Annotated in this window: 21 protein-coding genes; 6 read left to right on the top strand and 15 right to left on the bottom strand. The window is 63.9% G+C overall.

All coding sequences use genetic code 11. The annotated features are described in order from the left end of the window. The first annotated feature begins 71 nt into the window (after positions 1-71). The 3 genes from DAEP_RS0106710 (at position 72) to DAEP_RS0106700 (ending at position 3,184) form a co-directional block, all read left to right on the top strand. Entirely contained in the window at positions 72-917 is an 846-nt protein-coding gene (locus DAEP_RS0106710) for an ABC transporter permease (RefSeq protein WP_027244122.1), read from the top strand. A 149-nt stretch (positions 918-1,066) separates the two neighbouring features. After that, positions 1,067-2,053 (top strand): ABC transporter substrate-binding protein, encoded by a 987-nt coding sequence (locus DAEP_RS0106705; RefSeq protein WP_027244121.1) that lies wholly within the window; start codon positions 1,067-1,069, stop codon positions 2,051-2,053. A 294-nt stretch (positions 2,054-2,347) separates the two neighbouring features. After that, complete coding sequence (locus tag DAEP_RS0106700; protein ID WP_245595063.1) at positions 2,348-3,184, top strand: ATP-binding protein; 837 nt, start codon at positions 2,348-2,350, stop codon at positions 3,182-3,184. Positions 3,185-3,214: 30 nt separating this feature from the next. On the opposite strand, the gene DAEP_RS0106695 is transcribed toward DAEP_RS0106700, so the two are convergent. From DAEP_RS0106695 to acs, 8 genes are all read right to left on the bottom strand, one after another. Next, on the bottom strand, positions 3,215-3,715 hold the full coding sequence (locus DAEP_RS0106695) for a flavin reductase family protein (protein ID WP_027244119.1): 501 nt from the start codon (positions 3,713-3,715) through the stop codon (positions 3,215-3,217). A gap of 100 nt (positions 3,716-3,815) precedes the next feature. Beyond that, positions 3,816-5,225: a 3'-5' exonuclease gene (locus DAEP_RS0106690; protein WP_027244118.1), complete on the bottom strand. Its 1,410-nt coding sequence runs from the start codon at positions 5,223-5,225 to the stop codon at positions 3,816-3,818. Between the two features lie 2 nt (positions 5,226-5,227). Continuing rightward, the gene (locus tag DAEP_RS0106685) at positions 5,228-5,746 is read right to left on the bottom strand and encodes a hypothetical protein (RefSeq protein WP_008555484.1); all 519 of its coding nucleotides are present in this window, start codon (positions 5,744-5,746) and stop codon (positions 5,228-5,230) included. 85 nt (positions 5,747-5,831) lie between these two features. After that, complete coding sequence (locus DAEP_RS0106680; RefSeq protein ID WP_027244117.1) at positions 5,832-7,655, bottom strand: DUF294 nucleotidyltransferase-like domain-containing protein; 1,824 nt, start codon at positions 7,653-7,655, stop codon at positions 5,832-5,834. A 107-nt stretch (positions 7,656-7,762) separates the two neighbouring features. Beyond that, the gene (locus DAEP_RS0106675) at positions 7,763-9,547 is read right to left on the bottom strand and encodes a sodium:solute symporter family protein (protein ID WP_027244116.1); all 1,785 of its coding nucleotides are present in this window, start codon (positions 9,545-9,547) and stop codon (positions 7,763-7,765) included. Position 9,548: 1 nt separating this feature from the next. Beyond that, positions 9,549-9,833, bottom strand: coding sequence for a DUF4212 domain-containing protein (locus tag DAEP_RS0106670; RefSeq protein ID WP_027244115.1), 285 nt, complete (start codon positions 9,831-9,833; stop codon positions 9,549-9,551). 183 nt (positions 9,834-10,016) lie between these two features. Next, the gene (locus DAEP_RS0106665) at positions 10,017-10,700 is read right to left on the bottom strand and encodes an adenylate kinase (RefSeq protein WP_027244114.1); all 684 of its coding nucleotides are present in this window, start codon (positions 10,698-10,700) and stop codon (positions 10,017-10,019) included. Between the two features lie 7 nt (positions 10,701-10,707). Further along, positions 10,708-12,669 carry an acetate--CoA ligase gene (acs, locus tag DAEP_RS0106660; RefSeq protein WP_008556639.1) on the bottom strand — a complete coding sequence of 654 codons (1,962 nt, stop codon included), beginning with the start codon at positions 12,667-12,669 and terminating at the stop codon, positions 10,708-10,710. Between the two features lie 502 nt (positions 12,670-13,171). Between acs and DAEP_RS0106655 the strand changes: the two genes are divergently transcribed. The 3 genes from DAEP_RS0106655 to DAEP_RS0106645 all read left to right on the top strand — a co-directional run bounded on the left by DAEP_RS0106655 (position 13,172) and on the right by DAEP_RS0106645 (position 16,340). Continuing rightward, the gene (locus DAEP_RS0106655; protein ID WP_027244113.1) at positions 13,172-14,188 is read left to right on the top strand and encodes a C4-dicarboxylate TRAP transporter substrate-binding protein; all 1,017 of its coding nucleotides are present in this window, start codon (positions 13,172-13,174) and stop codon (positions 14,186-14,188) included. 77 nt (positions 14,189-14,265) lie between these two features. After that, on the top strand, positions 14,266-14,931 hold the full coding sequence (locus DAEP_RS0106650; protein WP_027244112.1) for a TRAP transporter small permease subunit: 666 nt from the start codon (positions 14,266-14,268) through the stop codon (positions 14,929-14,931). 5 nt (positions 14,932-14,936) lie between these two features. Next, positions 14,937-16,340 (top strand): TRAP transporter large permease, encoded by a 1,404-nt coding sequence (locus tag DAEP_RS0106645; protein ID WP_027244111.1) that lies wholly within the window; start codon positions 14,937-14,939, stop codon positions 16,338-16,340. 211 nt (positions 16,341-16,551) lie between these two features. Here DAEP_RS0106645 and DAEP_RS0106640 read toward each other — a convergent pair whose 3' ends face one another. Genes DAEP_RS0106640 through DAEP_RS0106610 form a run of 7 tightly spaced genes read right to left on the bottom strand, consistent with a single transcriptional unit; the run spans position 16,552 to position 22,376 of the window. Next, the gene (locus DAEP_RS0106640; RefSeq protein ID WP_027244110.1) at positions 16,552-17,283 is read right to left on the bottom strand and encodes a GNAT family N-acetyltransferase; all 732 of its coding nucleotides are present in this window, start codon (positions 17,281-17,283) and stop codon (positions 16,552-16,554) included. Beyond that, positions 17,280-18,431 (bottom strand): o-succinylbenzoate synthase, encoded by a 1,152-nt coding sequence (menC, locus tag DAEP_RS0106635; protein WP_245595062.1) that lies wholly within the window; start codon positions 18,429-18,431, stop codon positions 17,280-17,282. The genes DAEP_RS0106640 and menC overlap by 4 nt, the downstream gene beginning before the upstream one ends. A 26-nt stretch (positions 18,432-18,457) precedes the next feature. Beyond that, a complete protein-coding gene (locus DAEP_RS0106630) occupies positions 18,458-19,216 on the bottom strand; it encodes an ABC transporter ATP-binding protein (RefSeq protein ID WP_027244108.1) in 759 nt (252 codons plus the stop codon). Further along, on the bottom strand, positions 19,213-19,947 hold the full coding sequence (locus tag DAEP_RS0106625) for an ABC transporter permease (RefSeq protein WP_027244107.1): 735 nt from the start codon (positions 19,945-19,947) through the stop codon (positions 19,213-19,215). The genes DAEP_RS0106630 and DAEP_RS0106625 overlap by 4 nt, the downstream gene beginning before the upstream one ends. 1 nt (position 19,948) lies before the next feature. Next, positions 19,949-20,656 (bottom strand): ABC transporter permease, encoded by a 708-nt coding sequence (locus tag DAEP_RS0106620; protein WP_027244106.1) that lies wholly within the window; start codon positions 20,654-20,656, stop codon positions 19,949-19,951. Between the two features lie 33 nt (positions 20,657-20,689). After that, positions 20,690-21,466 (bottom strand): ABC transporter substrate-binding protein, encoded by a 777-nt coding sequence (locus tag DAEP_RS0106615; protein ID WP_027244105.1) that lies wholly within the window; start codon positions 21,464-21,466, stop codon positions 20,690-20,692. A gap of 31 nt (positions 21,467-21,497) precedes the next feature. Beyond that, a complete protein-coding gene (locus tag DAEP_RS0106610; RefSeq protein ID WP_027244104.1) occupies positions 21,498-22,376 on the bottom strand; it encodes a MurR/RpiR family transcriptional regulator in 879 nt (292 codons plus the stop codon). Between the last annotated feature and the right edge of the window lie 521 nt (positions 22,377-22,897).

The following is a 22,897-nucleotide window of genomic DNA, read 5'->3' as shown; positions in this document are numbered from 1 at the left end:
GAGGGCTCTGCCCTCGCCGCTTTGCGGCTCACCCGGGATATTTCTGGCCAGATGAACAGGGGGATCCTGTCATGCTGATGGTGGTGCTTGCCGTGATGGTCTGGTGCTTGGGGTGGTGGGTGAACAGCCGGCTGGCAAACAGCCCGGCGTCGAAAACCCGCGCGGTGCAGCTGCTGGTGCCCGCGATATTCGGCATTACCGTGCTGGTGGTCTGGGAGCTGCTGGTGCGCGGGCTGGAGGTGTCCCTGGTGATCCTGCCGGCACCCACGGTGATTGCCGCGCGCTTTGCATCCAGCCTGCCGGTCCTGTGGGAGGATTTCGCCCAGACCATCCTGAAGGGCGCATTGGGCGGCTATGTGATCGGCTGCGGCGCGGCGTTCCTGACCGCGATCCTGGTCGACCGCAGCGATTTCCTGCGCCGCGGGCTCTTACCGGTGGGGAACTTCGTGGCGGCGCTGCCGATTGTCGGCACCGCGCCGATCCTGGTGATGTGGTTCGGGTTCGACTGGCAGTCGAAGGCCGCGGTGGTTGTGGTCATGGTGTTCTTTCCGATGCTGGTGAACACCGTGGCTGGCCTGCGCGAGACCTCGGCCATGCAGCGGGACCTGATGCAGACTTATGCGGCGACCTACTGGCAGGCCTTCTTCAAGCTGCGGCTGCCGGCGGCGCTGCCGTTTGTGTTCAACGGCCTCAAGATCTCCACCACGCTGGCCCTCATCGGCGCGATTGTGGCGGAGTTCTTTGGCTCGCCCACCGTCGGCATGGGGTTCCGCATTTCCACCAGCGTTGGCCAGCTGGCGCTGGACATGGTCTGGGCCGAGATCGTGGTGGCGGCATTGGCGGGGTCCGCCTTTTACGGGCTGGTGGCGCTGATCGAGAAGAGCTTCACCTTCTGGCACCCGTCGCAGCGGGGCTGACAGAGAGAGGCCGTCCCGCCGGGCGCGGGGCGGCTTTGCCGAAATCTTGCGCGGGGGCCTCTCAAGGGCAGGCCATATAACAAAAAACTTTGAACGATGGGCCAAACCCGGGCAAGCTTCACATCATAATCAATAGGGAGAAATAAGACATGAAACATATTATGACTGCGGCGGCTCTGGCGCTGGGGGCAACCGGAGCGGCGCAGGCGGCGGATGATGTGACGCTGCAGCTGAAATGGGTGACCCAGGCGCAGTTCGCGGGCTATTACGTGGCGCTGGACAAGGGGTTTTACGAAGAAGAGGACCTGAATGTCACCATCCTGCCGGGCGGCCCTGATATTGCGCCGACCCAGGTGATTGCCGGCGGCGGCGCCGATGTGACGGTGGAATGGATGCCTGCGGCGCTGGCCGCGCGCGAGAAGGGCTTGCCGCTGGTCAATATCGCGCAGCCGTTCAAATCCTCCGGCATGATGCTGACCTGCTGGAAGGATGCCGGCATCGAAACCCCGGAAGATCTGAAGAACCGCACCCTGGGGGTCTGGTTCTTCGGCAACGAGTTCCCCTTCATGAGCTGGATGAGCCAGCTGGGCATCGGCACAGATGGCAAGAACGAAAACGGTGTCGAGGTGCTGAAACAGGGCTTTAACGTGGACCCGCTGCTGCAGCGCCAGGCGGACTGCATCTCGACCATGACCTATAATGAATACTGGCAGGTCATCGACGCGGGCGTCAGCCCGGAGGAGCTGGTCACCTTCAAATATGAGGATCAGGGCGTCGCGACGCTGGAAGACGGTCTCTATGTGCTGGAGGAGAACCTCGAGAACGCTGAGTTTGCGGACAAGATGGAGCGGTTCGTGCGGGCCTCGATGAAGGGCTGGAAATATGCCGAGGAGAACCCGGACGAAGCGGCCGGCATCGTGCTGGACAATGATGCATCGGGTGCGCAGACCGAAGAGCACCAGAAGCGGATGATGGGCGAGATTGCCAAGCTGACCGCAGGCAGCAACGGCGCGCTGGACCCGGCGGATTACGAGCGCACGGTGTCGACGCTGATGGGCGGCGGGTCCGATCCGGTGATCACCAAGCAGCCGGAGGGCGCCTGGACCCACGCGATCACCGATGCCGCGCTGAACTGAGCCGTCTTTGCCGGCTGCGATACGAAGGCCCGCCGGACAGGCATCCGGCGGGCCTGTTTTTGCTTTACGCAGGGTTTTGTAAAAATTTCGACAATTCTGCGCTAACGGCGAAACACACGCTGTAGGAGAAGATTTTTATGTTAACATCACTTCATGGGAGAGATGCACGCTGATATCCTTGAGGGGCAGACGGCAGATGGATACCCGCCGCATTACATATGCGTCTGCCGGCGGACCGAGACCCCTTCCTGCAACGCGCGGCATGCGCCGCGCGGGCGTCCGGCACTGCTGGATGTGGCCAGCAGGAGCTGCGAGCTGCCGCTGATGGCGCTGTGCCGGGCGGCGCATCAGCGCAAGCATGAAACCGGCCGCGCCCAGGTTCTGATCCTCTATGAGGTGGAGCCGGTTGTGCCGGCAGCGGTGGACCTTCCCCGCCAGGCAGAGGCCGCGGCGGATCTGATCCCGGTTCTGGTCTGCTGCCTGCAGAAAATCGGCCATGCCGACCTGCTTCACGCGCTGGCCTGCGGTTTCGACGTCATTCACCTGCAATCCTGCAACGGCGCGGCCGGTCTGGCGCAGCAGGAGCGGGAAGTGGAACTGGCGCATGTGCTGGGCGGGCTGGGCCGGATCCTGCTGTTCGGGGACGGCGGCACGCTGGCGCGGCGTTTGGAGGCCGGGATCTTTCCGTTTGCCTCCGTGTCGCCGGACGTTCTTGCGGTGGGCAGCCGCAGGGATACCGCACGGGCCAGCGCTGCGGCCCTGCTGCCCTCCAAGGCAGGCAATATCGCGCTGCCGGAACAGGCCCCCTATGGGGCTGTCAGCCTGGATGCCGCCCGCTGCACTCATTGCAGCAGCTGCGTCTGGGTCTGCCCATCGGACGCGCTGAGCCTGACGGAGAACGGCGGCGCGCTGAGCTTTGTGGAGTCCTTGTGCTTTCAATGCGGGCTGTGTGTCTCGATCTGCCCGCAGCGGGCGCTGCACATGGCGCCGGGGATGGACCTGTCCGCGGCAGCGGTCCTGCCGCATCGGCTGGGCGGGGCAACGGAGGATTGCGGCACTGCCGCCGCGGCAGAGGCCGGCCCCGCCGGGGCGCTGCCCGCAGACCTGCCGCCGGTTTTACCCGCCGGATGAGGATGCCCGCGCGGCCTTGCCGCAGGGTGCTCAGCTCTGTTCCAGAAAACCGCCGTACTGGCCGCGCTTGAAGATCAGTCCTTTGCCGGGCCGGGTGGTGACGCTGGCCACCTCGCCGACGACGATGGTGTGATCGCCTGCCGGATGGGCAGCAAAACGGCGGCAGTCGAAACGGGCGATCACTGCCTCCAGCGCCGGCGATCCCAGCGCATTCGGCTGCCAGGCAGCGGCAGAGAAATCCTCACCGTTGGCGGCGAAATGCTTGGCCAGGTCCAGCTGGTCCTCTGCCATCACGTGAATGGCAAAATGTTCGGCGCCGACAAAGGCGTCATGGCGCAGCGAGGCTTTGGCCGGGCACCACAACAGCAGCGGCGGCTCCAGCGAGACGGAGGTGAAGCTGTTGACGGTGATCGCCAGCGGGCCGCGCGGGGTCAGGGTGGTGACAACCGTCACCCCGGTGCCGAAGCAGCCGAGCGCATCGCGGTAGGCCCGGGCGGTCTCCGGCCCGGGGGTAAAGCTGGTGTCGGCCATGTCGCGCGCCTCTTTTTCGTTCCGGCAGTGACCTGCCATGCATGGGGGCGATTGTCCACCTTGCACCTGTATGTCCCGGATTACGCGGCAGATACAGGTGCTAATTCAAGTCCTCTAACAGGCGTCCGTGCTTGCGGGTCTCTTCAAGCACCGCGCCAAAGGTGCCGAGGCCGCGCGCCTCCAGCATCGGCAGCATCTTGCAGAACACCTCTGCCGTGGCCTGAGCATCCCCCATTGCGGTGTGGCGCAGGGCAGGCGGGATGGTCACTTCCAGCCGCTCGCACAGCGCATCCAGCGTGTGGCTCTGCGAGGCGCCGAACAGCACCGCGCTCAGCAGCACGGTGTCCAAGACCGGCTGGTCCCAGCTGACGCCCGCACGTTTGGCGTGGCGGCGCAGAAAGGCCATGTCGAACGGCGCATTATGGGCGACGATCACCGCGTCGGAGGCAAACCGGTGAAAGGCGCGGGCAGCTTTGCCGATGTCCGGCGCGCCCTGCACCATGGCATCGCTGATCCCATGCACCTTGGTGGAGGCGGCGGGGATCGGCGTGCCGGGGTCGACCAGGGTGCCGAACTGCTCGCCGGCAACTATCCTGTTTCGCACCACCCGCAGCGCGCCGATCTGGACGATCTCGTCCTTATGCGGCAGGAGGCCGGTGGTTTCGGTGTCGAACACCACATAGCTGAGGTTTGACAGCTTGCGGCTGTCCAGTTCCGCGTGCTCGGTGTCCAGCAGAGCAAAATCATAGACCAGCGGCCGCGAGTCGCCGGGGGCAAGGTCCGCATGGGCGCCTTCGAACAGGATGATATAGCCCGGCGCGCCGCCCAGCGGTTTCAGCCGCAGATCGAAAACCTGGCTGCCGCTGGCGCTTTTCACCTCGGCCAGAACTTCCAGGCCGCTGCGCACCAGCCGGCCGTAGGCGGCCTCCAGCCCGGTGCGGTCCAGGTAATCGGATAGCGGCGCGTTGAGCCGCGGCGGCGCTTCCTGCGCCAGCACCGCAGCGGCCTGGCCGTCATAGAGCACGATCTGATGCGCAGGGCTGGCCATGACCGTGGCAATCGGAATGTCGGTGAGCAGCGCCGCAAGACGGGCTTTCTCGGCTTCGAGATGCTCGGTCTCGCGGGCAATGGCCTCGGCCGCGGACAGGGCAGAGGCGCCCAGCTGGCCCGCCAGCCCCTCGGCAGCGGCCGCCAGGTCGCCCAGGTAGCGGGCGCTGTGGGTGTCCAGCTCCTTGTTCACGCCGGCGTGGGCGCGGGCGCGCATGCCTGCCGCCAGCCGTTCGATCGGCTTGGCGACGTTCTCGTCAAACAGCAGCCAGACCCCGGCGCACAGCCCGAGCATGGCAAAGCTGCTGAGCAGGCCGGAAAAAATGAAGGCATCGCTCAGTGCGGGCTGGCCCGCGCGGCTGTAGCCAAGCCACAGCGCGCCGCCGGTGACGGCAATGCCGCCAAGCGCCAGCAGGCAGAAGAACAGAAAGATCCGCAGACGCAGGCTCAGACGTGACAGCATCGCTACTCTCCGCAGACCGTGGTCAGCAGCGCGTCCTCCGGGCCGCCGGCAACCCAATCGAGCCCCGCGGGCAGGCTGTTGCCGGAAAAGACGGTGCCGCTCGCGACCAGAGCGCGGCGCCATTTGCCGCAGTCCAGCACCGCAGGCCGCTTGCTGAGCGGCGCCCAGCGGCCAAAGAAATACACCTCGGCCAGATAGACCTGCGGATGCGCCTCGTGGCTTTTCATGGTGGCGGTGTCGATGGCGGCAAACCGGTCCACATAGGGCACGGCATAGGTCCAGGGCCGGTAGAAGCTTTTGTTCTGAACCGTTTCTGCCACTTCCACCCCTTCCGGAAGGGCGGCCCTGGTGCGCCCGTACCAGCCGTATTCCGAGGCGATGGTGACGCCGATCATTGCAAGCCCCGCCGCCACCGGCGCCATCCAGCGCGGCAGCCGCCCCTTCAGCGTCCGGTTCAAGAGCATCACCACGCCCGCCGCCGCGATCCCTGCAAAAATCACCGCAATCAGTTCCAGAAACATCCCATCTCCCCGCAGGCCACCGGCCTTTTCATCTTTCTCAAAATACTCGCGCCGCAGGCTCCCGCACGCTCCGCGCGCGCAGCTGTCAGCTCAGCATTCCCTTACCGTGCCCAACTGCCGATTGCATCGTCTTTACCACAACAAAGGCATCGCGCAGATGACTTCGCTCAAAATCCGACAGGTCCGAGGGCGCCAGGTAATTGTCCGGCGCCTGGCCGCCGCGGATCTGCGCCGCCTGATGCTCCAGCCTGGTCTGGGCGATCAGGTCGTAAGCATCCGTCAGATCCCGCGCGCCGGAGGGGCTGAGCACGCCCGCGGCCTCGGCGGCCTCCAGCCGGGCGCGGGTGTTGACCTCCGCCAGTTTCCCCTGCAGCGCATAGACCCGGCCCAGGTCCACCACCGGCACCACGCCGTTGTGCTTCATGTCGAGCGTGTTGCGGTGCTCGCCCGAGCGGATGGTGGCGAGCCCGCGCAACAGGCCCAGGGGCGGCGTGTGTTTCAGCGAATTGGCGATCATATGGGCGGTGAAGATGGTATTGGCGCTGGCCGCTTGCAGGGTCTCCTGCTGCAGGTCGGCAAACAGCGCGGCGTCGCCGCCGATGGGGCGCAGGTCGAACATCACCGAGGCCAGCATCTGCGCCTCGGGGTTCGGCTTGACAATCCAGCCGCGGAAATAGTCGCGCCAGACGCGCAGCGGCTGCCGCCAGCGCGGGTTGGAGGCCATCATATCGCCAGGGCAATAGACATAGCCGCAGGTGTTGAGCCCGTCGCAGACAAACTGGGCAAGCTGTTCGAAATAGGCCTCATCGCCAGGGGCCAGCCCGTCGGAGAGGATCATGCAGTTGTCCTGGTCGGATACGCCCGTCTGCTCGCGCCGCCCTTGCGAGCCGCAGGCGAGCCACAGGTAGGGCACCGGGGCCGGGCCAAGTTTGTCTTCCGCCAATGCCAGCAGGCGGCGGGTCACGGTGTCGGCGATGTCGGTGATCAGCCGGGTCACCACCTCGTGCCGGTTGCCGCCTGCCACCAGCTGCACCAGAAGGCGGGGGATTTCGGCGGTGGCCTTGGCCATGTCTTCAGCCGACGCCGCACGGGCGATGCTCGACACCATCTCGCCGGAGCTGACGGCCTGGAACCGCGTGAGGTCGGTCTGCGTGACGATGCCTGCGAGCTTGCCAGCCTCGACCACCGGGATGTGGCCGATGCCGTGCTCCATCATCATGTGCAGCACGTCGGAGCCGATGGCGGAGGGCGCCAGAGTCAGCGGGTCCGGGGTCATCACGTTGCAGACCGGGGTGGAGATCGGCTTGCCTGCGGCAAGGATCTTGGCCGTCAGGTCGCGGGTGGTCAGGATGCCTTGCAAGCGGTCGCCGTCGGTCACGCAGACGGAGGAGATGCGGCGGTCCCGCATAAGCTGCGCGGCGCCCTGGCAGGTAAGGCCGCCGGAACAGGTGACGGGCGCGCGCGCCATGATGGCCTCAACCCGGGTGGTGGCAAGGCTGCCGGAAACCTGGCTGCCGGGACGGCGGCGGTCGAAGAATTTGGCGACCTTCGGCTGGTTCGCCATCAGGGCGTGGAAATCCGCCTTGGGCAGCAGCAGCAGGAGCGTGTCTTTGGTGGTCCGCGCAGAGGTCACCGCCCGGCCGCCGCGGGTCAGCCCGCGTTCGCCGAAAGAGTTGCGGGGACCCAGAATCGAAACGGGAATGCCGTTCTCATCGGTCACTTCCACCTCGCCGGTGTGGACCAGATAAAGCCCTTCCAGATCCTCGTTCAGCGCATAGACTGCATCGCCCGCGGCTGCATCGATCTGGCGGAACTTGGGGGCCAGCGCCTGCAGCAGTGCCGGTTCCAGGCTGTCGTAGGGGTGGACCGAAGTCAGAAAGCGGAGCAGCGCAGCGTCAGAAAGGGGCATGGGCGTACCTGCATGGAATCAGGAAAAAAATGGTCCCGCCGAGTGTGAACCGGACGGGACCATGAGGAAAGAGGCGGGCCGCTGGGAGGCAGCCCGCCCAGGGGAGGTTAGTGGTCCTGTGCGGCCCCGGCGCCGCGCGGGATGCGGACGCTTTCCACCAGCTCCTCGATCTCGGCCGGGATGGCTTCGGTCGATTTGGAGACAATGAAGGCCACTGCGAAGTTCACCATCGCGCCAACCGCACCGAAGGAGGTGGATTTGATGGTGCCTAGCAGCGGATCCGCATCAGTGAAGGAGTTGGTGTCCGGAATGAACATCCAGCCCTTGTGCAGGAAGATGTAGACCAGGGTCACGATCAGCCCTGCCAGCATACCGGCCACGGCACCTTTGTTGTTCACCTTGGTGAAGATGCCCATCATCAGCGCCGGGAAGATCGAGGCAGCAGCGAGGCCGAAGGCCAGCGCCACGGTCTGCGCGGCAAAGCCCGGCGGGTTCAGACCCAGGTAGGTTGCCACACCGATGGCCACGGCCATGGCGATACGGGCCGACAGCAGCTCGCCTTTTTCCGAGATGCTCGGGTTGATCGAGCCTTTGATCAGGTCGTGCGACACCGCCGAGGAGATCGCCAGCAGGAGGCCCGCAGCGGTGGACAGTGCAGCCGCCAGGCCGCCAGCCGCCACCAGACCGATCACCCAGCCCGGCAGGTTGGCAATCTCAGGATTGGCCAGAACCAGGATGTCGCGGTTGAAGTTGGTCAGCTCGTTGCCGGCCCAGCCGTTTGCCTCGGCAGTGGCCTGCAGATCGGCGTTCTGGTCGTTGTAGTACTGGATCGCACCATCGCCGTTCTTGTCTTCCCAGCCCAGAAGGCCGGTCTGCTGCCAGGTCGCCATCCAGTCGTACTTGGGATCTTCTTCGATCTGCTGCACAGTCACGGCGCCGCCTTCGATGCCGCCGTTGGGCCACATCATCTCGGTGATGTTGAGGCGGGCCATGGCGCCAACTGCCGGAGCGGTCAGATAGAGCAGCGCGATGAACACCAGCGCCCAGCCGGCCGACCAGCGGGCATCGGCCACGCGCGGCACGGTGAAGAAGCGCATGATCACATGCGGCAGGCCAGCGGTGCCGATCATCAGCGACAGCGTGAACAGGACCATGTTGAACGTGTCGCCATGGTGCGCTGTGTACTCATTGAAGCCCAGCTCCTTGACGATCGCATCGAGCTTCGCGAGCAGCGGCTCGCCAGAGGCGGCGTGATCGCCAAACAGGCCGAGCGCCGGGATCGGGTTGCCGGTCAGCTGCAGCGAGATGAAGATCGCAGGGATCGTATAGGCGGTGATGAGCACGACGTACTGGGCCACCTGGGTGTAGGTCACGCCCTTCATGCCGCCGAACACGGCGTAGGCAAAGACCACACAGGCGCCGATCAGCAGGCCCGCGGTGTTGGAGACCTCCAGAAAGCGGCCGAAGGCCACGCCAACGCCGGTCATCTGGCCGATCACGTAGGTGGTCGAGGCGACGATCAGACAGATCACAGCCACCACGCGCGCGGTCGGGGAGTAGAACCGGTCGCCGATGAACTCGGATACGGTGAACTTGCCGAACTTGCGCAGGTAGGGCGCAAGCAGCAGCGCCAGCAGAACGTAGCCGCCGGTCCAGCCCATCAGGAAGGTGGAGTTGTCATAGCCGGTGAAGGCGATGAGGCCCGCCATCGAGATGAAAGACGCTGCCGACATCCAGTCAGCCGCGGTTGCCATGCCGTTGGTGACAGGGTGAACACCCCGGCCTGCGGCATAGAATTCAGATGTGGAGCCCGCACGGGCCCAGATCGCGATGCCGATGTAAAGCGCGAAAGATGCGCCCACAAACAGCAGGTTGATGGTAAACTGGTCCATCTTATTCTTCCTCCACGCCGAATTCGCGGTCCAGCTTGTTCATCCGGAACGCGTAGAAAAAGATCAGCGCCAGGAAAACCAGGATCGAGCCTTGCTGGGCGAACCAGAAGCCCAGATCGCTGCCGCCGACCCTGATGCCTGCAAGCATCGGGCGCAGCAGGATGCCGAAGCCGAATGAAACAAGAGCCCAGATCACCAGGCTGATTAAAATGATGCGCACGTTTGCCGCCCAATAGCCTTTGTCGGCTTCGGCGGTTTTTGCCGCATTTGTGGTTTGATCCGCCATGGCGGCTCCTCCTTCTTCCTCCTGAGCCGCCGCGGGGGAGCGGGCGGTCTCTCTCCGTTTGCCAGCAGCCGGGTCGCGGCGCGCAGGCATGACTCCTCCGGTCTGCCAAGGCAGGTCCATCGGGTATCTCATTGTCCGGGGGGCGGGGTCCTGCCGCTCAGGGCCGGCCCCGCTTCTTATTCGTTAGCTGGTGGCCTTTGTCACAATGGCCGCCATGTCCTGGGCGATGTCGCCGATACCGCCCATGGCATCCGTGGTTTGCAGCACGCCCTTGCCGCCGTAATAGGCAATCAGCGGCGCGGTCTGCGCGTGATAGGCCTCCAGCCGGCTGGCAACGGTTTCTGCATTATCGTCAGCGCGGCGCTTCATCTCTGTGCCGCCGCATTTGTCGCATTTGCCGGCATCTGCAGGCTGCTTGAAGCTGTCGTGATAGCCCTCGCCGCAGCCGCCGCAGGTGTAGCGGCCGGAAATGCGCTCGACCATGGCCGCGTCGTCCACTTCCAGGCTGATCGCGGCATTGATCTTCTGATTGGTCTCCGCCAGCAGGCCGTCCAGCGCCTCTGCCTGCACGGTGGTGCGGGGGAAGCCATCAAGGATCACGCCCTTGGCGCAATCGGCTTTTGCCAGGCGGTCGCGCAGGATGTTGATCACGATCTCGTCGCTGACCAGCTGGCCCGCTTCCATCACTGCCTTGGCTGCGAGGCCCGCAGGGGTGCCCGCGGCAACCGCCTCGCGCAGCAGGTCGCCGGTCGACAACTGCACGTATCCGAACTTTTCCTCCAGCATCCGCGCCTGGGTGCCCTTGCCGGCGCCCGGAGGCCCCAGCAGGATCAGAACGGCGGGACGGGTCATAACTGCCATATTCATCGTTAAATCACCCCTTGTTCGCGCGGTTTTCGATCAGGTCTTCCACTACCGACGGATCGGCCAGGGTCGATGTGTCGCCCAGCGAGCCGAAGTCGTTCTCGGCAATCTTGCGCAGGATGCGGCGCATGATCTTGCCCGAGCGGGTTTTCGGCAGGCCCGGCGCCCACTGTATCACGTCCGGAGAGGCAATCGGGCCGATTTCGGTCCGCACCCAAGTGCGCAGCTCCTTCAGCAGCTCATCCGAGGGTTCGCGGTCGTTCATCAGGGTGACATAGCAATAGATGCCCTGGCCCTTGATCTCATGCGGGTAGCCGACCACGGCGGCCTCGGCCACGGCGGCGTGGGCGACCAGGGCGCTTTCGACCTCAGCCGTGCCCATGCGGTGGCCGGAGACGTTGATCACGTCGTCAACGCGGCCGGTGATCCAGTAATCGCCATCCGCGTCGCGGCGGCAGCCGTCGCCGGTGAAGTAGTACCCCTTGTAGTCAGAGAAGTAGGTCTTCTCGAACCGCTCATGGTCGCCCCAGACGGTGCGCATCTGGCCCGGCCAGCTGTCCTTGATGCACAGAACGCCTTCGACATCGTTGCCTTCGATCTCAGCGCCGGTCTGGGGGTCCAGCACCACCGGCTGGATGCCGAAGAAAGGCTTCATCGCCGCGCCCGGCTTCATCGCATGGGCACCCGGCAGCGGGGTCATCAGGTGGCCGCCGGTCTCGGTCTGCCACCAGGTGTCGACGATCGGGCATTTGCCCTTGCCGACAACCTCGTTGTACCAGGTCCAGGCTTCGGGGTTGATCGGCTCGCCCACGGTGCCCAGCACCTTGAGGCTGGAGAGATCGCATTTCTCGACCCAGGCGTTGCCCTGGCCCATCAGCGCGCGCAGGGCGGTGGGGGCGGTGTAGAACTGGTTGACCTTGTGCTTTTCGCAGACCTGCCAGAAGCGGGAGGCATCGGGGTAGGTCGGCACGCCCTCGAACATCAGGGTGGTGGCGCCATTGGCCAGCGGTCCGTAGACGATATAGCTGTGCCCGGTGACCCAGCCCACGTCCGCGGTGCACCAGTAGATGTCGCCGTCGTGGTAATCAAAGGTGATTTCGTGGGTCAGCGCCGCATAGGTCAGGTAGCCGCCGGAGGTATGCACCACCCCCTTGGGCTGGCCGGTGGAACCGGAGGTGTAGAGGATGAACAGCGGATCCTCGGCGTTCATCTCGGCCGGTTTGCAGTAGTCGTCCGCCTCCAGCGCCATCTCGTTATAGTCGTAGTCGCGCCCGTCCACCCAGGTGGTCTGGCCGCCGGTGCGCTTGACCACAAGGCATTTCACGGTGTCCTTGGTGTGCAGCAGGGCGGCGTCGGCGTTCGATTTCAGCGGGGTCTTGCGGCCGCCGCGCGGCGCCTCGTCGGCGGTGATGATCACCTTGGCGTCGCAGCCGTTGACCCGCGCCGCCAGCGCGTCGGGGGAGAAGCCGGCAAAGACGATGGAATGAATGGCGCCGATGCGGGCGCAGGCCAGCATGGCATAGGCCGCTTCGGGGATCATCGGCAGGTAGATCACCACCCGGTCGCCCTTGCGCACGCCCATCGATTCCAGGATGTTGGCCATCCGGCAGGTGCGGCGGTGCAGCTCTTTATAGGTGATGTGCTGCGCGTCCTCGTTCGGATCATCCGGTTCCCAGATGATCGCGGTCTGGTCGCCGCGGGTGTCAAGGTGGCGGTCGATACAGTTGGCGGAAACGTTCAGGGTGCCGTCCGCGTACCAGTTGATCGAAACATTGCCGAAGCCGTAATTCACGTCTTTCACTTGGGTGAACGGCTTGATCCAGTCGATGCGCTTGCCCTGTTCGCCCCAGAAGCCTTCCGGGTCGTTCAATGAGGCGTCGTACATCTCCTGGTATTTCGCGGCATTGACATGCGCGCGGGCAACAGTTTCGTCGGATGGCGGATAGACAGCGTCTGCGTGCAGCGCGTTCATTCGGTTTCCTCCCAGAAATTTTATTGGCAAGACAAACGACACCGCTGTGCCGTGGCTGTCAAACCGTTTCCTCCTAGGCACTGATAATACCGCGTGCTGAAAATTTGTGAATAAGCGACCGGTTTTTAAGCATTTCATTGTCAACGAATTTCCGATCATCTCGGGTGTCTGTAAATGTATTGACACCCGCAAACGCTGCATTCGGGAAAAACAACAGTTTAGGTGTAAACGCTTTTGCGCACATTTTGCGGCTGAGGCCGGGGCGGATTGACCAAAGGGCAGCCTGAGCGGCGGAAACAGGCCCAATCGCGCTGCGGCATATTGTGCCAGGCCGCGCGGCTGCGGCCGGACTGGGGCGCCCCGTGCCCTGAACGCGAGTCGCTGCGTAACGTTTCTGCCACGGGGGTTGGCAGGGCGCGGCCTTGCGGCTAGCCTGTCGGGCAAGCGCCCTCCTGCTGCACGTGCGGCCGGCAAAAAGGGCGCAATTCGGGAGAGTTACATCATGAACAGAATTCTGACTGCCGCCGTTGCGGCTGCTGCCGGCTTTGCAATCGCGGGAGAGGCCGCGGCGACGGAGTGGAACGTGTCCCTGTGGGGCAAGCGCCGCGCCTTCACGGAGCATGTGGAGAAACTGGCAGAGCTGGTCAGCGCGAAGACCAATGGCGAGTTCACCCTGAACATCAGCTATGGCGGCCTGTCGAAGAACAAGGAAAACCTCGACGGCATCTCCATCGGGGCGTTTGAAATGGCGCAGTTCTGCGCCGGCTACCACCGCGACAAGAACCCCTCGATCACCGTTCTGGAACTGCCGTTCCTGGGCGTGAACACGCTGGAGGAAGAGGTGGCCGTGTCCCACGCGGTTTATGCCCACCCGGCGGTGGAGGCGGATCTGGACCGCTGGAACGCCAAGCTGCTGATGACCTCGCCGATGCCGCAGTACAATATCGTCGGCACCGGCGAGCCGCGCGATGAGCTGGCAGAGTTCAAGGACATGCGGGTGCGCGCCACCGGCGGCATCGGCCAGGCGTTCTCCGCCGTGGGCGCGGTGCCGACCTCGGTGACCGCAACCGAGGCTTACAACGCGATGGAATCCGGCGTTGTCGACACTGTTGCCTTTGCCCAGCACGCGCATCTGTCCTTTGGCACCATCAACAAGGCCGACTGGTGGACCGCCAACCTGAACCCCGGCACCGTGAACTGCCCGGTGGTGGTCAACACCGACGCCTATGAGGCGCTGAGCGACGCCGAGCGCGAGGCGCTGGACAGCTCGGTGGATGAGGCGATTGCCCATTACCTGGAGAACTACGGCGCGCTGCTGACCAAGTGGGACAGCGTGCTGGAAGAAAAGGGCGTCGAGAAGGTGATGATCTCCGACGAGCAGCTGGCCGAGTTCCGCAAGGTCGCCGCCGACCCGATCCACGAACAATGGATCAAGGACATGAGCGCGCAAGGTTTGCCGGCGCAGGAGCTGTACGATCTGGTGCAGAAGACCCTCAGCGATCACCGCGCGGGCAGCTGAGCCTGACATGATACGGAAGGGTCGGCGACAGTACCGGCCCTTTCTGTCTTTGAAATACCACAAAATGGGGGCAGGGCATGGCAGCAGGAGCAGCAGTCCTGGAGGACGGCAGTCTGATCAGCAGGCTGGACCGCGGGTTATTGCAAGTGGAACGCCTGCTGGCGCTGCTGAGCGGGATCGCGGTGTTTTCGCTGATGATCCTGGCGGTGGTCTCTGTCGGCGGGCGCAACGCGATCAACGCGCCGCTGCCCGGCTATGTCGACTGGATCGAGCAGATCATGCCGCTGATCGCCTTCATGGGTATCGCCTATGTGCAGCGTCAGGGCGGCCACATCCGCATGGATATTGTCATCAGCGCGCTCAGGGGGCGGGCGCTGTGGCTGTTTGAGCTGGTCTCGGTGCTGCTGATCCTCTTGCTGATCCTGGCGATGATCTGGGGCAGCTGGGCGCATTTCCAGCGTTCCTTCGACTTTGCCGCGCCGCTGTGGAGCCGGGACAGTTCCATCGACATCGGCCTGCCGATCTGGCCCGCCAAGCTGCTGGCGCCGGTGGCTTTTGCGGTGCTGGCGCTGCGGCTGGTGCTGCAGATCTGGGGGTATGGCCGGGCGCTGGTGCTGGGGCTGGACGCGCCGGCGGCGGTGCCGCTGGTGCAAGGCGCCGCCGAACTGGCGGCGGCAGAGGCCGAGCAGATGCAAGGCCATGACAGCAGCGCAGGTGATAACGCGACTGGCGGGCAGGGGTAAGCAATATGGAACCGATTGAAATCGGCCTGTGGGTCACGGGCGGCCTGCTGGCGATGGTGGTCCTGGGGATGCGGGTGGCCTTTGCTGCCGGTTTAGCCGGGCTCATCGGCCTGATCTGGATCTTTTGGGCCAAGTTCGGCTATGACCCGGCCCGGTTCGGCAAGGCGCTGACCGTCTCGGTCAAGATCGCCGGGCAGGTGCCGCACTCCAAGGTGTCCAGCCAGGCGCTGTCGCTGATCCCCACCTTCATCCTGATCGGCTACCTGGCCTATTACGCCGGGCTGACGCGGGCGCTGTTCACCGCCGCGAAACGCTGGATCGCCTGGCTGCCGGGCGGGCTGGCGGTCTCCACCGTCTTTGCCACCGCGGGCTTCGCCGCGGTATCGGGCGCCTCGGTCGCCACCTCCGCCGTCTTTGCCCGGATCGCCATCCCGGAGATGCTGGACATCGGCTACAACAAGCGCTTCGCGGCAGGCGTTGTGGCGGCGGGCGGCACGCTCGCCTCGCTGATCCCGCCCTCGGCCATTCTGGTGATCTATGCCATCATTGTCGAACAGGACGTGGGCAAGCTGCTGCTGGCGGGGTTCATCCCCGGGGCGTTTTCGGCGGTGATCTACGGCCTGCTGATCGTCGGCATTGCGGTGGTTTTCAAATCCGTCGGCCCGCCGGTCAAGGGCTTTACCTGGGGCCAGCGCTTTGCCGCGCTGCCCGGGGCGCTGCCGATCATCCTGGTGGTCGTGATCATCATCTGTTTCGTCTACAACCCCTTCGGTGGCGACGCCTGGGGCACCCCGACCGAAGGCGGCGCCATCGGTGCCTTCATTGTCTTTCTTTATGCGCTGAAGGAAGGGATGAAATGGGCCGAGCTTAAGTCTGCGCTGCTGGAAACCGCCAAGCTGACGGTGATGATCTTCACCATCATCTGGGGTGTGCTGATCTATGTGCGTTTCCTGGGATTCGCGGATCTGCCGGGGGCGTTTTCAGACTGGATCACTTCGCTGGAGATGTCGCCGATGCTGATCCTGATCTGTATCCTGCTGGCCTATGCGGTCTTGGGGATGTTCATGGATGCGATCGGAATGCTGCTGCTGACCCTGCCGGTGGTCTACCCGGCGGTGATGGCGCTGAACGGCGGCGAAAGCGTTGCGGCGGCCGACAGCGCCTTTGGCATGAGCGGCACCATGTGCGCGATCTGGTTCGGCATCCTGGTGGTGAAGATGGCCGAGTTCTGCCTGATCACCCCGCCCATCGGGCTGAACTGTTTCGTCGTGGCCGGCGTGCGCGACGATCTGAGCGTGCAGGACGTGTTCCGCGGCGTGATGCCGTTCTTCGTGGCGGACGCGGTGACGATTGCGCTGCTTGTGGCCTTCCCGGGGATCGTGCTCTACCTGCCGTCCTTGGCCGGGTAGAAGACGGGCGCGGACAGGAAGGGCGCTCAGGGCTCACCAAAGCAGATGGAGACCGGCTTGGCAGGCGGCTGCACGGGGCCGGTTTGGCGCGGCGTGACAGAAATTAACCCTGTGCCCGGTCTCCCGATCACAAGTGCTGTCAAATTGGATGCTCAAGCACAGGGGAGCCTTCGCCATCAGCTGATTGGCGCAATCGGGATCATTCTCTGCCTTAGGACTGGGTCAACCGATAACGGCAGGTCTCCACATCGAATCCGTCAACTTTGTACCCCCTCGCGAAGGCCGAGGACATTTCTTCCCGCACGCGAAGCCGCTCGGCAACTGCTGCGTCAAGATCCGAAGCCAGCAGCCCGTCCAGGTCCTTGGGGATTTCAACTGTCATGGTGTCTGCTGCCCCCGCGGGCGCGACCGTTCTCCACCCTTTCGCCAGCGCCTCAACGCGGGGCGCCGTGAGGGACCAGTCGACCAGCAGACGGTCGGAGGGAATGCCGGCATTGATGCCGACCATTTCGCCGTAATAATCTTCGTAATACGTTCTGGCTGAACCGCCCAGACGAGCAATATTCAGTCCTGCGTTGACGCGGCGCAGCGGGTCGAATGTCCAGCGGACCAAGGTAATTCCGCGCTTCAGGCACCAGTCGCGCTGAAACCATTTCAGTTTCAGCCCCAGCCCCATGCCGCGGCTGTCGGGGTGCACTGCCAGCCGGTGCGAATGCTGGATATGCGGCTGGCTGGTGGGAAATCCGAACAGGAACCCAAGCATCCGGCCGTCCTTGAAGGCGCCCGCCACAAGGCCGCCTTCATGCTGGATTGCCAGCATCAAATCGGAATTGTCCGGCGGGTCTTCCTTGCCCCAGACCTCTTTTTGGAACCACTCCGCATGTTTAAGTTCGGCCACGCCGTTCAGTTCGCGCAGAACCAGTCCCGTGTTCACCATGTTCATGCAGTGATCTCCTCGGCGTGATCGGTGACAGAGGCGAGGTATTCCCGGTCCAGGGTCACGCCGATGCCCGGCCCGTTGGCGGGAACCGGCATTTCGCCCTTGGAGGCTTCGAGCGGTTCGTTGGTGATGTCGCGCGCGAAGTAGCGGCTGGCGCTGGATGTGTCGCCGGGCTTGGTAAAGTTGGCGAGCGTCGCAAGGTGGATGTTATGCGCCCGGCCGATGCCGCTTTCCAGCATGCCGCCGCACCAGACCGGAACCCCGAAGGCGGCGCAGGTGTCGTGGATGGCGCGCGCCTCGGCAAAGCCGCCGACGCGGCCGACCTTGATGTTGATCACCCGCGCGGCGCCGGTTTCCAGCGCCTTGCGCGCGTCGCTGGCGCTGCGGATGCTTTCATCAAGACAGATCGCGGTCTTAAGCGCGCGCTGCACCTTGGCGTGATCGTGTATGTCGTCATGGGCGAGCGGCTGTTCGATGTAATCCAGTGCGAAGGCGTCCAGCGCCTGCAGCTTCGGCAGATCCGGCAGCCCGTAATCGGTATTCGCATCGACGGTCAGCTTGATGTCCGGGAATTCGGCGCGCACCGCCTCGACGATCCGGACGTCGTGGCCCTGGGCGATCTTCAGCTTGGTGCGCTTGTAGCCCTGTTCAACCGCGGTGCTGACCCGTTCCAGCGTGGTTTCAATGGGCGCGATGCCAAGGCTCACGCCCACGCTGACATGGTCGCCCGTGCCGCCGAGGGCGGCTTTCAGCGGAAGGCCGAGGCTCTTGGCCCAGAGGTCCCAGAACGCCATCTCCACCACCGCCTTGGCCATGCGGTTGCCCCGCCAGGGCGACAGGATCGGCTGAAGCTCATAGGGCGAGGCAAAGCGCTTGCCGACGATCTGCGGCAGCAGCACCTCGCGCAGAAAGGCCATCGCGCCGGGGATGGTCTCCTCCAGGTAATCCGGGGTCGGGTCCATCACCGCTTCGGCGATGCCTTCGATGCCTTCGCCCTTCAGCACCAGCAGGGGGAAGGTCTTGGCAGTCATGGTGCCGGTTGAGATCACGAAAGGGGTGAGCAGCGGCAGGCTGACAATACGCAGCTCGGCGCTCTCGATGCGGATGCCAGGGCGCAGGAGGCCGGGGGACATGGGGGAATCGCTGGTCATTTCTGAAACCTGAATAGGGGGCAAAGTCACATCGCCTTGGCGATGAAACGGCGGAATTCTTCTGTCTTGGGGTTGGTGAACATCTCGTCGGGCTTCCCTTGTTCGGCGATGCGGCCTTCGTGCAGGAAGACCACTTCGGAGGACACCTCGCGGGCGAACCCCATCTCGTGGGTGACGACGATCATGGTGCGGCCCTCGGCGGCGAGATCCTGCATCACCTTCAGCACCTCGCCGACAAGTTCGGGGTCGAGGGCGGACGTCGGCTCGTCAAACAGGATCGCGTCGGGTTCCATCGCCAGGGCGCGGGCAATCGCGACGCGCTGCTGCTGGCCGCCGGACAGCTGCGAGGGATACATCTGCATCCGCTCTTCCAGCCCGACCCGCTTCAGGAGGTCTTCCGCCTTGCTGCGGGCTTCGGCCTTGCTTTCGCCTTTGACCTGGATCGGGCCTTCCATCACGTTTTCCAGAACCGTGCGGTGGGTCCAGAGGTTGAACTGCTGAAATACCATGCCCAGCCGGGCGCGGATCGCCTCGATGTGGCGCGCGTTCTGCGGCTTGCCGTTCTTCACCAGGATTTCTTCGCCATGCACGGTCACCTTGCCCGAGGTTGGCGTCTCCAGAAAGTTCAGACAGCGCAGAAAGGTCGATTTGCCCGAGCCCGACGATCCGAGGATGGAGATCACGTCATGGTTTCTGGCCTCAAGCGAGATACCCTTGAGAACCTCGACCGTGCCGAAGGATTTGTGGATGTCTTCAGCTTTCAGAATGATGTCCGGTGGGGTCATGCCCGTGTCTCCTTCAAAGGCTGGACGGTGGGTGGGGCTTGATGCCGGGCGCCGATATGGCGGCTGAGGCGGCGTTCAGCCTGCCGCCAGAGCAGGACAAAAACCGCGGTGATGCAGAGATAGATCAGGGCCGCCCAGAGGTAGACCGAGAAGTCGAAGGTCTTGGAAAAGATCTGCCGGGTGCGGCCCATCACGTCAAACACCGTGACCACGCTGGCCAGCGCGCTGGCCTTCATCAGCAGGATCACCTCGTTGCCGAGCGCGGGCCAGGCGATGCGGTAGGCATGCGGGAACACCACCCGGCGCAGGGCCGTGAACCTGCTCATCCCGATCGCCTTGGCGGCTTCGATTTCGCCGCGCGGAACGCCCAGGATGCCGCCGCGCAGGATCTCGGTCTGATAGGCGGTGGAGTTGAGCGCAAACGCCAGCAGCGCGCAGTTGAACGGGTCGCGGAAGAAGGACCACAGCCCCCACTCCTGAAGGAGCGGCCGGAACTGGCCCGAGCCGTAGAAGATCAGGAACAGCTGCGCCAGGATCGGCGTGCCGCGCATGAACGAGACATAAAGCCGGAGCGGCGCCTGGGCCACCGGGGACACGTGGACGCGGATCAGCGCGAAGGCCGGTGACACCAATGCGGCGATCAGCGCGCCAAGCAGTGTCAGCTTGATCGTCATCAGGGTGCCGTCAAGCAGCCGGGGCCAGTATTGCACGAGGATTTCGAGGGGGTTCATCTCAGGCCCTCCGGATGCCGCGATTGGCGCGGCGTTCCATCTGTGCCAGCACCAGTTCGGACAGAACGCACAGCGCCCAGTAGATCAGGCAGGCCAGCAGGTAGAAGGTGAAGGGCTGCTTGGTCACGCCCACGGCGACCTTGGTCATGCGCATCAGGTCATCCAGCGCAATGACCGAAACCAGCGCGGTATCTTTCAGCATATTGATCCACAGGTTGCCCAGGCCCGGCAGCGCAAAGCGCCAGACCTGCGGCAGCCGGATGCGCAGGAAGATCTGGCGCTCCGTCATGCCGATCGCCCGCCCTGCTTCGGCCTGGCCGCTGTCGAGCGACTGAAATGCCCCGCGCAGCACCTCCGCTGCAAAAGCGCCGAACACCATGCCAAGAGCCACGACCCCGGCCGCAAAGGGGCTGAAGTCCGTGGGCGCGGCCTCCGGCGCCCACCACCGCAGGACCGCGTTTATCAGAAGGCCTGCGCCATTGTAGACCACAAAGAGGGTCAGGATCTCGGGCAGGCCGCGCATGACAGTGGTGTAGCCGAACCCCAGAAGCCGCAACGGCAACAGCCGGGACATCGAGGCGGCGGCGGCCAGAAACCCGAGGAGCAGCCCGACGGGGAGAGTGACGACCGCCAGTTGCACTGTGATCGCAAGACCCCGCAGGATTTCGTCCCCCCAGCCTGCATCGCCATATGAGAACAGTTCAAACATGGATACCCTTTTCAGGCTGAAGGGACATTCCGTTTACTTCATCGTGTAGACGTCGATGTCGAAGTACTTGTCGTTGATCGCCTTGTAGGTGCCATCGGCGCGGATCTCGGCGAGGGCTGTGTTCAGCTTCTCGCGCAGCGCGTCATCCTCCTGGCGCACGGCTATGCCGACACCTTCGCCAACGAAGGCCGGATCGGTGATGGGGTCACCCGCCAGTTCGCAGCAGCTGCCGTCTTCGGACTTGGCGGTCCAGTCCAGCATCGGCAGCATGTCCCCGACCTGCAGGTCGATGCGGCCCGAGGCCATGTCGAGGTTCACCTCGTCCTGGGTCGGATAAAGGCGGATGTCGGCATCAGGGTAGGCGGCTTCGATATAATCGGCCTGGGTGGTGCCCGACTGCGCGCCGATCACCTTGCCGGCCAGCGCCTCGTTGGTGAATTCGGTGATGTCCGAACCTTTCCGCACGACATGGGTCATCGCCGCCAGATAGTAGGGATCGGTGAAATCGACCTGCTTCTTGCGCTCTTCGGTGATGAACATCGAGGCGATGATGAAGTCATACTTGCTGGCCAGCAGGCCGGGAATGATCCCGTCCCAATCCTGCGCCACCACGGTGCACTCCTCGCCGATGCGCTTGCACAGCTCCAGACCGATCTCAACGTCGAAGCCAGCAATTTTGCCATCGGATTCGATGTAGTTGAACGGCGGGTAGGCGCCCTCGGTGCCCAGCCGCAATCCGTCCGCCGAGACCGTGCCGGCGGCCATCGCCGCGGACGCCAGGGCGAGTGCCAGTGTCTTCTTCAGTGTCATGGGAGTTCCTCCTGTCGTTTCCAAATTTTGATTATTTTTCGATGGCGGCGACCGGATCGCCGACATGGCCGGTGAAGCGGCCGTAAAGCTCTGCAATCCGGTTCAGACGCTCTTCGACCTGCGGCCCTAGTTCCATGCACACGCCATTGATGATGAGATTGGACAGGCTCGCCATCTGCGCCGTGGAATCCCAGAACTGGTTGAACTGGGTCGGCACCGCAAAAACCTCGTCGGCGGTTTCGCGGCCCCAGTCGCAGAACACATCGGTGATCAGGGTCACCGGAATGCCGGCGGTCTTGGCTTCGCGCGCCAAAAGCTTGGCCAGGCGGGAATAGCGGCGGGCCTCGAAGATCACCAGACAGGCCTCCCGGCCGGAGGCCAGTATCTCGGCAAAATTTCCGCCCGCCAGGTCAACCAGGGTCACCTCGTCGCGCAGGTATTGCATCTGGTTGGCAAAATACTGGGCAAGCCCGCGCTCGGTCTGGAAACCGGCCACAAAAACGTGTTGCGTTCTGGCCAGCCTGGCAACCGCATTTTGCCACTCGGCGGACCGGGCATATTCATAGATCCGCACGACGGCCGCGATTTCCAGTTCCATACCCTGAGAAAGGTGGCCCTCGTCGTCACGGGCGGTAGTGCGCAGCTCATTCAGCCTGTCGCTCACCAGCCAGGGATGATCGCCCAAGTCGTCCTTCAGGTGCTCTTTCAGATCCTTGAAACTGGCGTATCCGTTGCTGCGGCAGAACCGGCCAACGGTGGCTTCGCTCACACCGACTTTCTCGGCGAGGCTGGCGGCGGTCTCAAACGGAACCTGCTCCAACGCGCTCAGCATATAGTTGGCAATGGCCCGCTCTGCTTTCGAACCGGTTTCGAGGGCATGGGCAAGTTTTGAGCGGACAGGGGCGGGCAATGTAGCGGACCTTGCGATGGGAATGAGCTGTTTGAGTAAGACTGCAAGAAAACTGTCATATGGTCAACATAGTTTAAAAAACTTACATATGTGCAAGGGGAGATCAGGTAAGTATCAGAAATAAATGGATATATTTTCGGGGTGGTTTCCATCGTGCTGGGCGGCGGCCCGGCACAGCGCGGATCGGGGTGCTGGAACTTGGGGTGCAAAAAGTGCCAAGCGGCGGCGTCGGCCTGCGTTTTTGCGGCAGAGCCGTCAAGAACGCAGCTGAATGAGGCCGAAACGGGGAAACCGCACAAAATGGCGAATTCAAAAAACCGCGAAATGTCAGGGTTTTCCGATGTCCGGCGGGCAGCGCGCCTGTCGGTTTCCCCTATGATGGGTGGAAGCGATTATGACGCGATTTCAGATATTTGCGTGGCGTCGTGTGCAGCTCATGTTCATGTTTCGATCACGCTGTATCGCGTCGCAGCGTGGGGCTTTCGGTTCAAGAGGCATGCGTAACTCGCAGTTCAAAGGCT

This window comes from Leisingera daeponensis DSM 23529 (assembly GCF_000473145.1).
Taxonomy (GTDB): domain Bacteria; phylum Pseudomonadota; class Alphaproteobacteria; order Rhodobacterales; family Rhodobacteraceae; genus Leisingera; species Leisingera daeponensis.
Note: the sequence above shows the minus strand (reverse complement) of the source record. Positions and strands in the feature narration are given on the sequence as shown.

Bases quoted from the DNA above. Each gene is read 5' to 3' on its own strand.
- DAEP_RS0106710 (WP_027244122.1), top strand. From the start codon at position 72: ATGCTGATGGTGGTGCTTGCCGTGATGGTCTGGTGCTTGGGGTGGTGG.
- DAEP_RS0106705 (WP_027244121.1), top strand. From the start codon at position 1,067: ATGAAACATATTATGACTGCGGCGGCTCTGGCGCTGGGGGCAACCGGA.
- DAEP_RS0106695 (WP_027244119.1), bottom strand. From the start codon at position 3,715: ATGGCCGACACCAGCTTTACCCCCGGGCCGGAGACCGCCCGGGCCTAC.
- DAEP_RS0106690 (WP_027244118.1), bottom strand. From the start codon at position 5,225: ATGCTGTCACGTCTGAGCCTGCGTCTGCGGATCTTTCTGTTCTTCTGC.
- DAEP_RS0106685 (WP_008555484.1), bottom strand. From the start codon at position 5,746: ATGTTTCTGGAACTGATTGCGGTGATTTTTGCAGGGATCGCGGCGGCG.
- DAEP_RS0106680 (WP_027244117.1), bottom strand. From the start codon at position 7,655: ATGCCCCTTTCTGACGCTGCGCTGCTCCGCTTTCTGACTTCGGTCCAC.
- DAEP_RS0106675 (WP_027244116.1), bottom strand. From the start codon at position 9,547: ATGGACCAGTTTACCATCAACCTGCTGTTTGTGGGCGCATCTTTCGCG.
- DAEP_RS0106670 (WP_027244115.1), bottom strand. From the start codon at position 9,833: ATGGCGGATCAAACCACAAATGCGGCAAAAACCGCCGAAGCCGACAAA.
- DAEP_RS0106665 (WP_027244114.1), bottom strand. From the start codon at position 10,700: ATGAATATGGCAGTTATGACCCGTCCCGCCGTTCTGATCCTGCTGGGG.
- acs (WP_008556639.1), bottom strand. From the start codon at position 12,669: ATGAACGCGCTGCACGCAGACGCTGTCTATCCGCCATCCGACGAAACT.
- DAEP_RS0106655 (WP_027244113.1), top strand. From the start codon at position 13,172: ATGAACAGAATTCTGACTGCCGCCGTTGCGGCTGCTGCCGGCTTTGCA.
- DAEP_RS0106650 (WP_027244112.1), top strand. From the start codon at position 14,266: ATGGCAGCAGGAGCAGCAGTCCTGGAGGACGGCAGTCTGATCAGCAGG.
- DAEP_RS0106645 (WP_027244111.1), top strand. From the start codon at position 14,937: ATGGAACCGATTGAAATCGGCCTGTGGGTCACGGGCGGCCTGCTGGCG.
- DAEP_RS0106640 (WP_027244110.1), bottom strand. From the start codon at position 17,283: ATGAACATGGTGAACACGGGACTGGTTCTGCGCGAACTGAACGGCGTG.
- menC (WP_245595062.1), bottom strand. From the start codon at position 18,431: ATGACCAGCGATTCCCCCATGTCCCCCGGCCTCCTGCGCCCTGGCATC.
- DAEP_RS0106630 (WP_027244108.1), bottom strand. From the start codon at position 19,216: ATGACCCCACCGGACATCATTCTGAAAGCTGAAGACATCCACAAATCC.
- DAEP_RS0106625 (WP_027244107.1), bottom strand. From the start codon at position 19,947: ATGAACCCCCTCGAAATCCTCGTGCAATACTGGCCCCGGCTGCTTGAC.
- DAEP_RS0106620 (WP_027244106.1), bottom strand. From the start codon at position 20,656: ATGTTTGAACTGTTCTCATATGGCGATGCAGGCTGGGGGGACGAAATC.
- DAEP_RS0106615 (WP_027244105.1), bottom strand. From the start codon at position 21,466: ATGACACTGAAGAAGACACTGGCACTCGCCCTGGCGTCCGCGGCGATG.